This is a genomic window from Streptomyces coeruleoprunus (assembly GCF_039542925.1).
GTDB lineage: Bacteria > Actinomycetota > Actinomycetes > Streptomycetales > Streptomycetaceae > Streptomyces > Streptomyces coeruleoprunus.
In genome coordinates this window covers 3416170-3430758 of sequence record NZ_BAABIT010000001.1, presented here as the reverse complement: position 1 = coordinate 3430758, position 14589 = coordinate 3416170, and the positions used below count along the sequence as shown (strand labels likewise).

Annotated in this window: 14 protein-coding genes and 1 pseudogene; 9 read left to right on the top strand and 6 right to left on the bottom strand. The window is 73.3% G+C overall.

The genetic code is table 11. The features are described from left to right. Nucleotides 1-190 precede the first annotated feature (190 nt). Both ABEB09_RS15080 and ABEB09_RS15075 read left to right on the top strand, forming a co-directional pair. Nucleotides 191-1222 carry a DUF2690 domain-containing protein gene (locus ABEB09_RS15080; protein WP_345690422.1) on the top strand — a complete coding sequence of 344 codons (1032 nt, stop codon included), beginning with the start codon at nucleotides 191-193 and terminating at the stop codon, nucleotides 1220-1222. A 289-nt stretch (nucleotides 1223-1511) separates the two neighbouring features. After that, nucleotides 1512-2552, top strand: a complete 1041-nt coding sequence (locus ABEB09_RS15075; RefSeq protein ID WP_345690421.1) for a peptidoglycan-binding domain-containing protein — start codon at nucleotides 1512-1514, stop codon at nucleotides 2550-2552. A 98-nt stretch (nucleotides 2553-2650) separates the two neighbouring features. Here ABEB09_RS15075 and ABEB09_RS15070 read toward each other — a convergent pair whose 3' ends face one another. The 3 genes from ABEB09_RS15070 to ABEB09_RS15060 form a co-directional block, all read right to left on the bottom strand. Further along, nucleotides 2651-3064, bottom strand: coding sequence for an RNHCP domain-containing protein (locus ABEB09_RS15070; protein WP_345690420.1), 414 nt, complete (start codon nucleotides 3062-3064; stop codon nucleotides 2651-2653). Between the two features lie 26 nt (nucleotides 3065-3090). After that, a complete protein-coding gene (locus ABEB09_RS15065) occupies nucleotides 3091-3459 on the bottom strand; it encodes an RNHCP domain-containing protein (protein WP_345690419.1) in 369 nt (122 codons plus the stop codon). Nucleotides 3460-3656: 197 nt separating this feature from the next. Further along, nucleotides 3657-4307, bottom strand: a complete 651-nt coding sequence (locus ABEB09_RS15060; RefSeq protein WP_345690418.1) for a TetR/AcrR family transcriptional regulator — start codon at nucleotides 4305-4307, stop codon at nucleotides 3657-3659. Nucleotides 4308-4440: 133 nt separating this feature from the next. Here ABEB09_RS15060 and ABEB09_RS15055 point away from each other — a divergent pair, with 133 nt between their 5' ends. The 3 genes from ABEB09_RS15055 (at nucleotide 4441) to ABEB09_RS15045 (ending at nucleotide 8490) form a co-directional block, all read left to right on the top strand. Then, complete coding sequence (locus ABEB09_RS15055; protein WP_345690417.1) at nucleotides 4441-5865, top strand: amidase; 1425 nt, start codon at nucleotides 4441-4443, stop codon at nucleotides 5863-5865. Nucleotides 5866-6195: 330 nt separating this feature from the next. Next, nucleotides 6196-7653 (top strand): hypothetical protein, encoded by a 1458-nt coding sequence (locus ABEB09_RS15050; RefSeq protein WP_345690416.1) that lies wholly within the window; start codon nucleotides 6196-6198, stop codon nucleotides 7651-7653. Between the two features lie 66 nt (nucleotides 7654-7719). Continuing rightward, nucleotides 7720-8490, top strand: coding sequence for a polysaccharide deacetylase family protein (locus tag ABEB09_RS15045; RefSeq protein ID WP_345690415.1), 771 nt, complete (start codon nucleotides 7720-7722; stop codon nucleotides 8488-8490). Nucleotides 8491-8523: 33 nt separating this feature from the next. Here the strand turns inward: ABEB09_RS15045 and ABEB09_RS15040 are convergent, their stop codons facing one another. Next, the gene (locus tag ABEB09_RS15040; RefSeq protein ID WP_345690414.1) at nucleotides 8524-8889 is read right to left on the bottom strand and encodes an ArsR/SmtB family transcription factor; all 366 of its coding nucleotides are present in this window, start codon (nucleotides 8887-8889) and stop codon (nucleotides 8524-8526) included. A 128-nt stretch (nucleotides 8890-9017) separates the two neighbouring features. Between ABEB09_RS15040 and ABEB09_RS15035 the strand changes: the two genes are divergently transcribed. After that, on the top strand, nucleotides 9018-10379 hold the full coding sequence (locus ABEB09_RS15035; protein WP_345690413.1) for an NAD(P)-binding domain-containing protein: 1362 nt from the start codon (nucleotides 9018-9020) through the stop codon (nucleotides 10377-10379). Nucleotides 10380-10559: 180 nt separating this feature from the next. On the opposite strand, the gene trxB is transcribed toward ABEB09_RS15035, so the two are convergent. Beyond that, the gene (gene trxB / locus ABEB09_RS15030) at nucleotides 10560-11501 is read right to left on the bottom strand and encodes a thioredoxin-disulfide reductase (RefSeq protein ID WP_345690412.1); all 942 of its coding nucleotides are present in this window, start codon (nucleotides 11499-11501) and stop codon (nucleotides 10560-10562) included. Further along, nucleotides 11498-11911: an arsenate reductase ArsC gene (locus ABEB09_RS15025; protein ID WP_345690411.1), complete on the bottom strand. Its 414-nt coding sequence runs from the start codon at nucleotides 11909-11911 to the stop codon at nucleotides 11498-11500. The genes trxB and ABEB09_RS15025 overlap by 4 nt, the downstream gene beginning before the upstream one ends. Before the next feature lie 72 nt (nucleotides 11912-11983). On the opposite strand from ABEB09_RS15025, the gene ABEB09_RS15020 reads away from it, so the two are divergent. The 3 genes and pseudogenes from ABEB09_RS15020 (at nucleotide 11984) to ABEB09_RS15010 (ending at nucleotide 14425) form a co-directional block, all read left to right on the top strand. After that, a complete protein-coding gene (locus ABEB09_RS15020; protein ID WP_345690410.1) occupies nucleotides 11984-12292 on the top strand; it encodes an ArsR/SmtB family transcription factor in 309 nt (102 codons plus the stop codon). Continuing rightward, entirely contained in the window at nucleotides 12289-13371 is a 1083-nt protein-coding gene (gene arsB / locus ABEB09_RS15015) for an ACR3 family arsenite efflux transporter (RefSeq protein WP_345690409.1), read from the top strand. Before ABEB09_RS15020 ends, arsB begins: the two co-directional genes overlap by 4 nt. Next, nucleotides 13368-14425: pseudogene (locus tag ABEB09_RS15010) on the top strand (ArsO family NAD(P)H-dependent flavin-containing monooxygenase). Before arsB ends, ABEB09_RS15010 begins: the two are co-directional and overlap by 4 nt. Nucleotides 14426-14589 lie beyond the last annotated feature (164 nt).

Sequence of the window (14589 nt, the reverse complement as noted above, 5' to 3'; positions counted from 1 at the left end):
CTTCGCAGGACGTGGAAAGGCATGGATGAGAGGCGGTCGGACGACCGGAGTGGGGGGATGGCTCAACCATGCACCGACGTGGCGGGCGGGCCCTAGACTTTCCGGCGGTCAGCTGATTCATGCACAGATGTCGTCCCATGCAGGGCCGTTGGCCTGGGCCTATGCAGGGGCACTCAGGGGGAGCGCATCAATGGGCGTCGAAGGTCACGAACCCGCGCAGGCGGCGAAACAGCGGCTGGCGCGGCTGTTGCGGAGCTGGTGGGAGGAGGACCCGGGCAAGGTCACGCAGGAGGCGCTGGCCCGGCGGATCACCGAGCGGGGGGTGAGGACCAGTCAGGAGATGCTGTCCCGCTATCTGCACCGCAGCCGCCCGACCCTCGCCCGGCCGGACGTGATCCGCGCGATGCACGAGGTGCTGGGGCGGAAGGCGGAGGAACTCGCCGCCGCGCTCGAACTGCACGCGGCGGCGACGGCGGCTTCGGCCGCGACGGCGGCTCCGGCGGCTCCGGCCGCGACGGTCGTCACGGCTGCTCAGGGCCCGGAGGGCGCTGCGGCCCCGGAGCCCGCCGCGGCTTCGGCGCACGTGCCGACAGTCGCGTCCGCCCCGGCTCCCGCGCCCGCACCCGAGCCCGTCCTCCACACCGTCCTTCGCCCCCACCCCGCCCCGCCGGCGGAGGCGCCCGCCGCCCCCTCCCGGCCGAAGTGGCCGTGGATCGCCGTCGCCGCGGCGGCCGTCGTCGGGGCCTCCGGGCTGACCGCCGCCGTGACGCTCGCGGGGGACGACAGGTCGGCCAGGGGACAGTCCCCGTCCCGTTCGGCGTCGCCCACGCCGTCCGCCCCGCCCGCGGGCCCCACGCCGTCCACGGCGGAGTGCCGGGGCGAGTCGTGCTTCGGCATCGACCCGAAGTACGCCGTGTGCCGCCAGGACGCGGCCACCTACTACACGGGCCGCGACCACGGCATCCTCGTCGAGCTGCGGTTCAGCCCGACGTGCCAGGCCGCCTGGGCCAAGATGAGCGGCACCTCGCAGGGCGACGTCGTACGGGTCACCAACAACGCGGGCCGCTCCCGCCACTACACCCAGCAGTGGGGCCACGACGCGCACAGCACGATGGTGGAGGCGCTGAACCCCGACGACGCCAAGGCGTGTGCCCGCACCCCGCGCGGTGAGGTCTGCGCCACGGTGCCCGCAGCGCCCAGTACGGCTCCGAGCCGCCGCTGAGCGGCCGCCGAGCCGGCGCGCCGCCGCCTGCGTCCCGTACATCACAGCAGGTCAGCGGCGTGCATGGGACGGCGTGCATGGATGCATCAGACGGTGTGCGGCGAACGCTGGATCACGCCGTGCGCCGTCGTGCAGAGTGATGCCGCGGCCGCCGGAGCGGACCGAACCCCCCTCAGTCCATGCCCTTTCACGGGGACCGCTCCCGCCTGCGCCGGATCGGACGGCTGACCGTCCGGCGCCGCCGCCCCACCCATGCCGTACCCATCCCTATTCCGGACAAGGAGTCCGCATGTCCTCGAACAGCGCACGCCCGGTCACCGCACGCCCGACCACCTCCCGCTTGGCCGTCGCGGTCCTCGCCCTGGCCGCGGTCACCGGTACGGGCCTGGCCTCCGGACCCGCGGCCACCGCGGCCCCCGGCACCACCCCCGTATCCGTCGTCCGGGCGCAGACGGCGGAGGTCGCCTGGCCGACGCTCAAGGCCGGAGCCCGGGGCGCGGAGGTCACCGCGCTGCAGCACCTGCTCGTGGCGCGCGGCCACGCCCTCACCGTGGACGGGGCGTTCGGCCCGGCCACCACCAACGCCGTCAAGGCGTACCAGCGGGCCCAGCGCCTGACCGCCGACGGCATCGTCGGCCCCGCCACGTGGAGCAAGCTGGTCCCGACGCTGCGGGAGGGCGCGAGCGGGCCGGCGGTGAAGGCCCTGCAGACGCTGCTGAAGGCGCGCGGCCAGGCCGTCGCCGTGGACGGCGCGTTCAGCGCGGCCGTCACGACGAAGGTCAAGGCCTTCCAGAAGGCCAAGGGCCTCGCCGTCGACGGTGTCGTTGGCGCGCGGACCTGGTCCGCGCTCCTCGGCGCGAGCACCGGCGCGCCCGCCGGGAACCGCGCCGCCCTCGCCCGGCAGATCCTGAACACCGGCGGCATCACCCTGGCCACCGTGCACCCCGGCGGCACGCACGCCGGTTCCACCGCGCGGCAGAACATCATCGACACGGCGAACGGCAAGGGCGCCCTCACCAGCCCCTGGAGCGACAAGCCCAACCGCCGGGTCGCGCTCGACGTCCGCATGCTGAACGGACTGCTGAAGCTGCGCACGCAGTACGGCTACAAGGTCTCGGTCTCCGAGCTCGTCGGCGGCGACCACAGCACGAACTCCAAGCACTACGCCGGTCTCGCCATCGACATCAACTACATCAACGGCCGCCACGTCGGCGACGGCGCCCCGCACCAGGGCCTGATGGCGGCGTGCCGGAAGCTCGGCGCGACGGAGGTCCTCGGCCCGGGCAACGCGGGCCACAGCCGCCACGTCCACTGCGCCTGGCCGCGCTGACCCACCACGGTCGTCCCGGCCGCGTCGAGCGGCCGGGACGCGGCCGGAAGACCGCCGCCGGAGGGGCATGGCGCCCCTCCGGCGGTCCGCGTCCCCGCTCAGAGGGCGAGCAGGGTGCGGTGCCCCGCGTCCGTCAGCCCCTGGAGGGGCTTGAGCGCGAGGCGTATCAGCACCAGGGCGTTGTCGTCGCCGGCGATGCGGTTGGCGCTCAGCTCCCCGCAGGCCAGACAGTGATGGATGATCATCCATTCGCCGTCGGGCCGTACGGACATGCTCAGCGCCTCCATGCGCCCGCGGCACGAGGCGGCACGGTCGCCCGGCACGCGCCGGTCGACGTGCAGGCTCACCAGGCAGTGCGGGCAGTGGTTGCGGTGGGCGGTGCCCGGGGCTTCCAGCGGTACGTCGAGCCGGCAGCCCACGCACCGGAAGTCATGGGCGCGGTGCCGGCCCTGACGGTGCAGCACGTCCTTGTGCCGCTGCGGGCGCCGGGCCGGGGGTTTGCGGCGTGGCACGGTCGTCTCCCTCCCTCGTCGGCCGGTCAGAGGCTGCCGAACGCTTCGAGGGGGAAAGGCGGTTGCGCCAGGGGCCGTACGGCCATGCGCATCAGGATGAGCTGGTTGTCGTCCGGGCAGACCGGGTTCGACGTCAGCTCGTCGCAGCGTACGCAGCGGTGGATGACCATCCAGTCACCGGTGCGCAGCACGGCGATGGAGATGGGCGTCATCCGGCCGCGGCACTCGCTGGGCCCGCCCTCGACGTGGTCGAGGACGTGCTGGGAGTGCAGGCACGACGGACAGTGGTTGCGCCGCGTTCCGTCGGCGGCGAACGTGGAGACGGTGAGACCGCACCATGCACAGGTGAAGGTGTCGATCTTCAGGGCGTGGTGGTGCGTGTGGGGCTTGGACACCCGGGGAGCTCCTTGCTGAGAGAAGAGAGACGACAGCAAGAGCAGGCCGAGCGGCCTCGACGGCGGTGGAGACGGACGTTACGCGGTACGACGAGGCGCGCTCGGCGCGGTCCGGGTCATAGAACACTCTCTCCAGGGCTCGGGCGGGGTGGCCCGACATCGGTGCGGGTGGGGTGCCGGTCAGCGTAACGACGCCCTCACGGCCCCGCCACCGAATTAGGGCCGGGCGTCGCGGCGCCGAGTGCGGCCCAGGAGTCGAGGAGGAGCTCGACGGCGTCGACGACGACGTCACCGCTGATCTCTTCGGGGCGCAGGAGGTGTTGGATCAGCAGGCCGTCCTCCAGGGAGTGGACGACGAGGGCGAGGAACGCGGGGTCGGCCGGGGGGCGGACGTTCCGGCGTGCCAGTTCCCGGCGGATGCCGTCGCCGATGGCGTCGCGGGCCAGGAGTTCGCGATCGGCGAGGTCCGGGCGGAGCTGCGGGGTGCGCAGGGCGTGCAGGAGGAGTTCCAGGCGCAGCGAGAGCCAGGGCGTGAGGTGCTGGGCGCGGGCCCGGTTCCACGCGCGGAGGAGGTCCAGCAGGTCGCCGAACGACTGGGCCTCGCGGCTCAGTTCCTCCACTTCGCGCATCTCGGTGCGGGTGCGTTGGAGGAGCAGTTCCCGTACGACCTCGTGCTTGTCGGCGAAGTTCCCGTAGAACGCGCCCCGCGTGTACCCGGCCCGCTCGGCGATCTGCTCGATGGACGTCCCGGTGACACCGCGCTCGGCGAACAGCTCGGCCGCCGCGGCCAGGAGGCGGTCCTTGGTCCGCTGCCGGCTCTCCTCGCGTGTCAGGCGCTTCGGCCCCATACCCGTCCCTGCCTCCTGCCGGTTACGCGGAAAGTCGATGGCGCATTCGGATACAGCTCTGTATCCATATACATGATCGTATCAGCAAGGCATCGGCAGACGCCCGGGCGGACCGGGCGGGGAGGAGCGGCTCGTGGACGGGGAACTGTGGCGGTGGAGCGCGTCGGCGCTGGCGGAGGCGACGGCCCGCGGGGAGGTGAGCGCTCAGGAGGTCACGGCGTCCCACCTGGAGCGCATCGCGGAGACGAACCCGGAGGTGAACGCGATCACCACGCTCCTCGCCGACAGCGCCCGCGAGGCGGCGCGGGACGTCGACCGGCGCCGTGCCGCGGGAGAACCGCTCGGCGCGCTGGCGGGTGTGCCGTTCACGGTGAAGGAGAACATCCACGTCGCCGGCTCGGCGACCACCTTCGGCGTCCCGCACTTCCGCGACTTCGTGCCCGCGGCGGACGCCCCGCCCGTACGGAGACTGCGCCGCGCCGGGGCCGTCCCCGTGGGCCGTACGAACCTGCCCGACCTGACCATCGCCGGCATGCACACCACCAGCACCCTGTACGGCGCCACCCGCAACCCCTGGGACCCCGCCCGCACGCCCGGCGGGACCAGCGGCGGCGACGGGGTCGCGGTGGCCACGGGCATGGCGCCGCTCGGGCTCGGCAACGACTCGGGCGGCTCGCTGGCCGTGCCCGCCGCGTTCAACGGCGTGGCCGCGCTGCGGCCCAGCCACGGCAGGTTCCCGATGGACCACCGCATCGGTCCGGACGACCCCGGGCTGTCCTCCCAGCTGTTCCCCGTGGACGGGCCGCTCGCCCGTACGGTCGCCGATCTGCGCCTGGTGTACGAGGTCCTCGCGGGCCCCGACCCGCAGGATCCGCGCGCGGTGCCGGTGCCGCTGGACGGACCGCCGGTGCCCGGTCCGGTCCGGGTCGCCGTCGTCGCCGACCCCGGCGGGCACGGCGTCCACCCGGACGTCCGGGCGGGCGTCGAGGCGGCGGCCGCGGCGCTGGAGGACGCCGGTTACGCGGTGGAGGAGGCGCGGGTGCCCCGGCTGGACGAGGCCGTGGACGCCTACTGCGGGCTGATCTTCACCGAGTTCGCCCTGACGTGGCCGACGGTCGGCGGGCTGCTCACGGAGGAGAGCCGGCGGCACGTCGAGTACACCCTGCGGGACCATCCGCCCGTCGACCTCGCCACGTACGTGCGGCTCACCGGGGTCCGGATGGGCATCCGGCGCGACTGGGCCCGCTTCTTCGAGGAGTTCCCGCTGCTGCTGGGGCCCGTCTCGACGGATCTGCCGCCCTTCCCCGGCACCATGCACGCGAGCCCCGAGGACAACGCCCGCACCATGGGGGCGGTACGGCTGTGCAGGGCGAGCACCTTCGTCGGCGCGCCGAGCGTGGCGCTGCCCGTCGGCGTGGCCGGTGGGCTGCCGCAGGGCGTGCAGCTCATCGGAGGGATGTACCGGGAGGACCTGTGCCTGGAGGCCGCGGCCGCGGTCGAACGGCGCCTGGGCACCCTGACGCCCGTCACTCCCGTCGCCGCGGCCCGGCTCCCATAGGGCCCCGATCCGCCGTGGCAGGGGTGGGGCGCGGCGAGCGCTCGGCCCTGCCACGGCGTCCATCCCGGTTCCCGCGGGAGGACCAGCGCATCTGCTGCCGATCAGCGTTGCCGCCGCCCGCCACCGACCCCGTACCGTCGCCGCACCGGGAAAGGGTTGCCGCCCGGGGAGCCGGACCCGGCGCGCGCCGGAATCCTCAACTCCCCCTCAACTGCGGTCCGCTGGGCCGATGGGCCGTGTCATGATCAGGGCGTCGTTACCGGCGAGTAAGACCAGTGCGGTGACGGCACGCCACCCCCCTCATTCCTTGCCTCGCCGGAGGACACCCCCGTGCGCACACTCACCAGGAGACTCCTGGTTCCCACCCTGATCCCGCTCGCGCTGGTGGCGAGCGGATGCTCCACCTCCGCCCCCGCCGGAACGCCCCCCGCCGGAGCCGCGACCGCCCCCACCGCCCCGGCGGTCACCCCGGCCGCCGAGGCCCGGGAAAGCGAACGCCTGGAGGTGGCACCGGCACCCCGGGACACGCCCACGGCCGTGGCCCGCCCGGCCACCGAGGGCGGCACCGACACCCGGAAGAGCACCCTGAAGGTCGCCGAGTACGACTCACGGACCCGACGCGCCGTCATATCCACGCCGCAGGACCCCTCACGGCGGCCGTCGCCGGAACCATCGACCGCCGAGCCCTCCGCCGCGCAGCCCACCGCCGCCGCCGCCGGGGCCCCGGTCAGGACGGGCGACATCATCGCCAGCGCCCCCGCGCCCGGCGCTCCGGAAGGCCTGCTCGTCGAGGTCACGAAGGTCGTACGCACGACGGACAAGGGCACGGAGGTCGCCACCAAGCCGGCCACGCTCGGCGCGCTGCTCGCCGACGACAAGGCCGACGGCGAGATACCCGTCGACCCGTCCACGGTCGACGTCGAGCCCCTCGTGAAGGGCGTGAAGTTCTCCTGGGCCAAGCCCGACGGCGTCCGCTTCGGGCCCAACGGCGCGCAGGTCCCCGCCGGCCGGCTGCGCCTCGACGTCGGCACGTCGCTGGAGACCGCCGCCGACGCCCCGGTCTCGGCCGCCGCGTCCGTGTCCGGCCACGTCCAGCTGGCCCCCCAGGTGGAGTTCTCGTACGACGGCAGCGCCCACGGCCAGGCCGGCAGGCCCGGTCCCGGATCGGCGTTCCTCGGCATGAGCGGCGAGTGGTCCGCCGAGTGGGCGGTGAAGGGCCGCGCGGCCGCCCGGACGTCGCAGCGCATCCCCCTCGCCAAGCTGCACGCCGACCCCGTCATCCAGGTAGGGCCCGTGCCCGTCGTGGTGAACCTGGACCTCACCGTGTACCTCCAGGTCGAGGCCGACGGCCGGATCACCCTCGACGTACGGCAGGACGTGAAGGGCGACTTCCGCGTCGGCGGCGGCTACACGCCCGGCAAGGGCTGGGCCCCGGTCAGTACGTCCGACGTGAAGAGCACCCCGGTGACGGCGACGGTGACGGCGGCCGGCCGGGCGCGGACCGCCCTCGGCGCCGAGGCGTCGGTCGGCCTGTACGGCATGGTCGGCGTGACGGCCGACTTCGCGCCGTACCTCCGCGCCGAGGGCGAGGTGAAGGCGACCGCGTCGTCGTCGGGCGCGGCGACCGTGACCGGCTCCTGGGCGCTCCACGGCGGCTTCGACCTGAGCGGGAACCTCCAGCTGCAGCTCTCCGTCTTCGGTACGCCGCTGCTCCAGAAGCGCATCCCGCTGGGCACCCTGCACCGCGAATGGCCCCTGGCCGCGGGCAAGGGACAGCTGTCCGCCTGACGTACCGGCCCGTCCCCGCGTGGCGTTGACCCGCGCGGGGACGGGCCGCCGATAGCTTCTCGGCGCATGAACGTCGCTCTTCACCCGCGCCGCGCGGTGGTACGGAGACTGCTGACCGCCGTGGCCGCCGCGTCGGCCCTCCTCGCACTCGCCGGTGCGCCCGCCTCCGGGCGGGGCGCCGGCCCCGAACCCGTGGAGCAGCTGTACGGCACGGCCGTACGGGAGATCCCCACGTCCGACCGCGTCGTCGCCCTCACCTTCAACGCCGCCTGGAACGAGGAGGCGCTCGACACCGTCCTCACGGTCCTGCGCCGCGAGAACGCCCCGGCGACCTTCTTCCTCACCGGCGACTTCGCCGAACGCCATCCGGCCGCCGCACGCAGGATCGCCGCGGCGGGGCACGGCCTCGGCAACCACTCCCACACCCACCCCCACTTCGGCGAGATCACCCGCGAGGAGAGGGCCCGGGAGGTCACACGCGCCGACACGGCCATCCGCCGGGCCTCCGGGACCGAACCGCTGCCGTTCTTCCGCTTCCCGTACGGCGACACCACCCCCGGCCAGATCGACGAGGTCAACGCGCTGGGCTTCGCCGTCGTCGAGTGGACCACCGACACCAACGGCTACCTCGGCACCGCGGGCGGCATGACCGCCGACAAGGCCGTCCAGCGCGCCCTCGACGTCCTGAAACCGGGCGCGATCATCCAGATGCACGTGGGCTCCCCGAACGCCACCCCGGAGGTCCTGGACGCCGAGGCGCTGCCCCGGCTGATCACCGCGATCCGCACCCGGGGCTACGAAATCACGGACCTCCGCACCTCTTTGCCCACCGGCTGAGCGCGACCGTCGCCATGACAGCCGTCATGGCCGTCATGGCGTCCTGAGGATCAGGCCCATAGCGGTGAGCACGGACGGCTCGACCCGGTAGAAGACCCAGGTGCCGCGGCGCTCGGAGGTGAGCAGGCCGGCCTCCTTCAGCTTCTTCAGGTGGTGGGAGACCGTCGGCTGCGAGACGCCGACGTCGGAGATGTCGCACACGCACGCCTCGCCGCCCTCGTGCGAGGCGACGGCGGAGAACAGCCGCAGCCGGACCGGGTCGCCGAGGGCCTTGAACATCTTCGCGGCCGTCTCGGCCTCGGCGGCCGTCATGGGGCGCTCTGTGAGGGGCGGGCAGCAAGGAGCCACGGAACCGTCGGTCCCGGTGTCCAGCAGGGGCAGCGCCTTCACATTCGACATATGTCTATGTTGACACACGTCGAAGCACTGATTCGATGACTGTCTATGTTGACGGGTGTCGAAGTGGGTGCCACCCTGATCGGCAAGACATTGACGTTCGTCGAATCAGTGCTCATCAGGGGGTCGCCGTGACCGATACCGCCGAACTGCCCGTCGTCGTCATCGGAGCCGGCCCCGCGGGCCTCGCCGCCGCGGCGCACCTCGGGGACCGGGGACTTCGGCTGCTCGTCCTGGAGGCCGGGCCGGTGGCGGGTGCGGCCGTCCGGGAATGGGCGCACGTCCGGCTCTTCTCCACCTGGGCCGAACTCGTCGACACCGCCGCCGAGAAGCTGCTCGCCCCGACGGGGTGGACGCGGCCGGACCCGACCGCGTACCCGACGGGCGGCGACTGGGTGCGGGAGTACCTCCGGCCCCTCGCGGACGCGCTCGGCGACCGTGTCCGCTACGGCGCCACCGTCACCGGCGTCTCGCGCGCCGGACGGGACCGGGTCGTGGACGCGGACCGGGAGGCCCAGCCGCTCGTCGTGCAGTTCACGGTGGAGGGCGGCCGGGAGGAGCGGGTCCTGGCGCGGGCGGTGATCGACGCCTCCGGCACGTGGGCGACGCCGGGCCCGGCCGGGGCGAGCGGCCTGCCCGCGCTCGGGGAGCGTGCCGCGGCGGACCGGATCGCCTACCGCGTCCCGGACCTCGAGGACCCGGCCGTACGCGCCCGTTACGCGGGAAGGCGCGTCGCGGTCGTCGGCTCGGGCGCGTCGGCGTTCACCGCGCTCGCGCAACTGGCGGCGCTCGCGGAGGACACCGACGGAGAGAGCACCCACACCCTGTGGATCCTGCGCCGCGGCCTCAGCGGCACCACGTTCGGCGGAGGCGAGGCCGACCAGCTCCCGGCACGCGGCGCGCTGGGGCTCGCGGCCAAGGCGGCCGTCGAGGACGGCCACGCGACGGCCGTGACGGGTTTCCGTACGGAGGCCGTCGAACGGACCCCCGACGGCGAGCGCCTGGTGCTCGTCGCCGAGGACGGACGCCGTCTCGACCCGGTCGACGAGGTGATCGTCCTGACGGGCTTCCGCCCCGACCTCTCCTTCCTCTCCGAACTCCGCCTCGCCCTCGACGAGCGCCTCCAGGCCCCCGTCGCCCTGGCCCCGCTGATCGACCCGAACGTCCACTCCTGCGGCACGGTCTACGCGCACGGCCACCGCGAGCTGTCCCACCCGGAGCCGGGCGTCTACCTCGTCGGCATGAAGTCCTACGGCCGTGCGCCGACCTTCCTCGCCCTGACCGGCTACGAGCAGGTCCGCTCGGTCGTCGCCGCCATCGCGGGCGACACGGAGTCGGCGGACCGCGTCGAACTCACCCTGCCCGAGACGGGCGTGTGCGGCGGAGCGGGGCTGTTCGACCAGCCGGCGGCCGACGCCGGGCAGGGCGGCGGCTGCTGCGGAGCCCCGGCCACGCTGCAGATCGGCGGCGTCCCCTCCTCGGGCGGCTGCTGACCGGTGCCCGGCCCGCGTACGTCCATGGCCTCGACCGGAACGGGGGACCGGTCGAGGCCCCGTGCCGCCCTGCCGGGCCTGTGCCTGACACGGATCACCGGCGGTACGAGCGGCCGCACCGCGCGCATGTCGACCGCGCACGCCCCACCGAGCCTCAGGGGCGGGGCCTCTGGCAGAGCGTCAGAGCGCCGCGAGGTAGCGTTCCGCGTCGAGTGCGGCGGCGCAGCCGCTGCCGGCGGCGGTGACGGCCTGGCGGTAGGTGTGGTCGACGACGTCGCCCGCGCCGAAGACGCCAGGGACGTTCGTACGGGTGGAGGGCGAGGCGACCTTCAGGTACCCGTCGTCGTCCAGGTCCAGCTGACCCTTGACCAGCTCGCTGCGCGGGTCGTGGCCGATGGCCACGAACAGTCCCGTGGCGGCCAGTTCGGAGGTCTCGCCGGTCACGGTGTCGCGCAGGGTGAGGCCGGCCAGCCTGCCGTCCTCGGCGTGGATCGCGGCGACCTCGCTGTTCCAGGCGAAGGTGATCTTCGGGTCGGCGAAGGCGCGCTCCTGCATGGCCTTGGAGGCGCGCAGGCTGTCCCGGCGGTGGACGACGGTGACCGACTTGGCGAAGCGGGAGAGGAAGGTCGCCTCCTCCATCGCGGTGTCGCCGCCGCCGACGACCACGATGTCGTGGTCGCGGAAGAAGAAGCCGTCGCAGGTGGCGCAGTACGAGACGCCCCGGCCGGACAGCTCGTCCTCGTGGTCCAGGCCCAGCTTGCGGTGCTGTGAGCCGGTCGCGACGATCACGGCCCTGGCGCGGTGGACGGTGCCCGCGGTGTCGGTGACCGTCTTGATGTCCTCGCTGAGGTCGACGGCCACGATGTCGTCGGGGATCAGCTCGGCACCGAAGCGCTCCGCCTGGGCCCGCATGTTGTCCATGAGCTCCGGGCCCATGATGCCGTCGCGGAACCCGGGGAAGTTCTCGACCTCGGTGGTCTGGATCAGCGCGCCGCCTGCGGTCACGGACCCCTCGAAGACCAGCGGCTTCAGCGAGGCGCGTGCCGTGTAGAGCGCCGCCGTGTAGCCGGCGGGGCCCGATCCGACGACGATGACGTTGCGGATCTCGTTCTCGACGGTCACTTCGCAGCCTCCGGGGCGATCTCTTCGATGAGTCCTTCGACGAGCTTCCTGATCTCGTCGCGGATGGGTCGTACGGCGTCGACGCCCCGGCCGGCCGGGTCGTCGAGCTTCCAGTCCAGGTAGCGCTTGCCCGGGAAGACGGGGCAGGTGTCGCCGCAGCCCATGGTGATGCACACGTCGGACGCCCTGACCGCGTCGACGGTGAGGATCTTCGGGGTCTCGGCGGACATGTCGATGCCGACCTCGCGCATGGCCTCGACCGCGGCCGGGTTGACGTGCTCGGCGGGGGCGGAGCCGGCCGAGCGGACCTCGACGCGGTCGCCGGCCAGGTGGGCCAGCCACGCGGCGGCCATCTGGGAGCGGCCGGCGTTGTGGACACAGACGAACAGCACCGAGGGCTTGTCGGACATCGAGGTCTCTCTTCGCGTCTTCACATCAGTAGCCAGTGGAGTCAGCCACCAGTGATGTGACAGTATCAGTCCATGATGACGTCAGTCGACACTGAACTGATCCGGGTCCTGGCCGACCCCCTCAGGCTCCGGATCGTCACTCTGCTCGCCCGGGAGACCCTCTGCACCACCCACCTGGTGGAGGAGACCGGCGCCCGCCAGACGAACCTGTCCAACCACCTGAGGGTGCTGCGCGAGGCCGGGGTCGTGGAGACCGAGCCGTGCGGCCGCTTCACCTACTACAAGCTCCGCCCCGACGTCATCGCCCGACTCGCCGACCGGTTCGCCGAGCTGGCCGCCACCGCTCGTACCGCCGCCGACAACAAGAGGGCCTGTCCATGACCTGTACCGCAGCCCCCGCGACCACCGAGGAAGCATCCGTCGTCGCGAAACTCTCCACGCTCGACCGCTTCCTGGCCGTGTGGATCCTGCTCGCCATGGCCCTCGGGCTCGGCCTCGGCCGCGCGGTGCCCGGCCTGAACGACGCACTCGCCGCCGTCGAGATCGGCGGCATATCGCTGCCGATCGCCATCGGCCTGCTGATCATGATGTATCCGGTGCTGGCGAAGGTCCGCTACGACAGGCTCGACGCCGTCACGGGCGACAAGAGGCTCATGGTCTCCTCGCTCGTCGTCAACTGGGTCCTCGGCCCGGCCGTGATGTTCGCCCTGGCCTGGATCTTCCTGCCCGACCTGCCGGAGTACCGCACGGGCCTGATCATCGTGGGCCTTGCCCGCTGCATCGCCATGGTGATCATCTGGAACGACCTCGCCTGCGGCGACCGCGAGGCCGCGGCCGTGCTGGTCGCCCTGAACTCCGTCTTCCAGGTCCTCGCCTTCGGCCTGCTGGGCTGGTTCTACCTGGACCTGCTGCCGGGCTGGCTGGGCCTCGGCACGGGCGAGCAACTCGACATCTCCATGGGGAAGATCGCCCTGAACGTCGGCATCTTCCTGGGCGTGCCGCTGCTGGCGGGCTTCCTGACGCGCCGGATCGGCGAGGGCAAGCTGGGCCGCGAGTCGTACGAGTCGCGCTTCCTGCCGAAGATCGGCCCCTGGGCGCTGTACGGCCTGCTGTTCACGATCGTGGTCCTCTTCGCCCTCCAGGGCAGGACGATCACCTCGCAGCCGCTGGACGTGGCCCGTATCGCGATCCCGCTGCTGGTCTACTTCGCCGTGATGTGGTTCGGGACCTTCGCGCTCGGCAAGGCCATCGGCCTGGGCTACGACCGGACCGCGACGCTCGCCTTCACGGCGGCCGGCAACAACTTCGAGCTGGCCATCGCCGTCGCCATCGCCACCTTCGGCGTGACGTCCGGCCAGGCCCTGTCGGGTGTGGTCGGCCCGCTCATCGAGGTCCCGGTGCTGGTCGCGCTCGTCCACGTGTCGCTGGCCTGGCGGCGGAAGTTCGCGGCGGCCGCGTGACCGCCACCGTGGACGTGGTGGTGATCGGCGGCGGCCAGGCGGGGCTCCCGCGTACCACCTGCGCCGCCTGGGCGGCCCGGACTTCGTCGTCCTCGACGCCCAGGCGGCCCCGGGCGGCGCCTGGCAGCACGCCTGGGACTCCCTGCGGCTGTTCTCCCCGGCCGCGTACTCCTCGCTCCCCGGCCGGATGATGCCGCCGCAGGAGGGCGGGACGTATCCGGACGCAGCTCACGTCGTCGCGTACCTGGAGGAGTACGAGCGCCGCTACGGCCTGCCGGTGCACCGGCCCGTACGGGTGGAGGGCGTCCACCGGGACGGGCCGTACCTGCGGGTCGAGACCGGCACCGGCACGTGGCGGGCCCGCGCCGTCGTCAGCGCGACCGGCACCTGGTCGCGGCCCTTCCTGCCCGCCGTCCCCGGCCGGGACGTATTCCGTGGCCGTCAGCTCCACACGGTGGAGTACGCAAGCGCCGCCGACTTCGCGGGCCGACGGGTGATCGTGGTCGGCGGGGGCAACTCCGGCGCCCAGATCGCCGCCGACCTCGCGCCCCTCGCCGACCTGACGTGGGTCACCCCGCGCGAACCCCGCTTCCTGCCGGACGACGTCGACGGCCGCGTCCTCTTCGACGTCGCCACGGCCCGGCGCCGCGCCCTCGACGAGGGCCGCGCCGACACGGGAGGCGTCGCGTCCCTCGGCGACATCGTGGCCGTACCGCCCGTACGGGAGGCACGGGACGCCGGTCTGCTGAAGGCGCAGCCGATGTTCGACCGCCTGACGCCGACCGGGGTGGCGTGGGCCGACGGCATGACCGCCGACGCGGACGCGATCATCTGGTGCACGGGCTTCCGCCCCGCCCTCTCCCACCTGGCGCCGCTCGGCCTGCGCGACACGCGGGGACGCATCCCCACGGTGGGCACCCGGGCCCGCGACGAACCGCGCCTGCACCTGCTCGGCTACGGCGACTGGACCGGCCCCGCCTCCGCGACCCTGATCGGCGTCGGCCGCACGGCGCGCGAGGCGGCCCGCGAGATCGCCGCGCTGACGGCGAGCTGATCCAGGCCGGCGAGCCGGCTCTTCGTCATGCGCCCCGCCAATGCGCGGGCGCACCCCTGTACGCCCCGAACGGGGCGTGGTCGTCACGCAAGGTAACGGGCAGGATCACTTCCGGTGATCTTGGCGCCGGCGTGGGGGCCCGGTGCGCGTACGACGACGACATC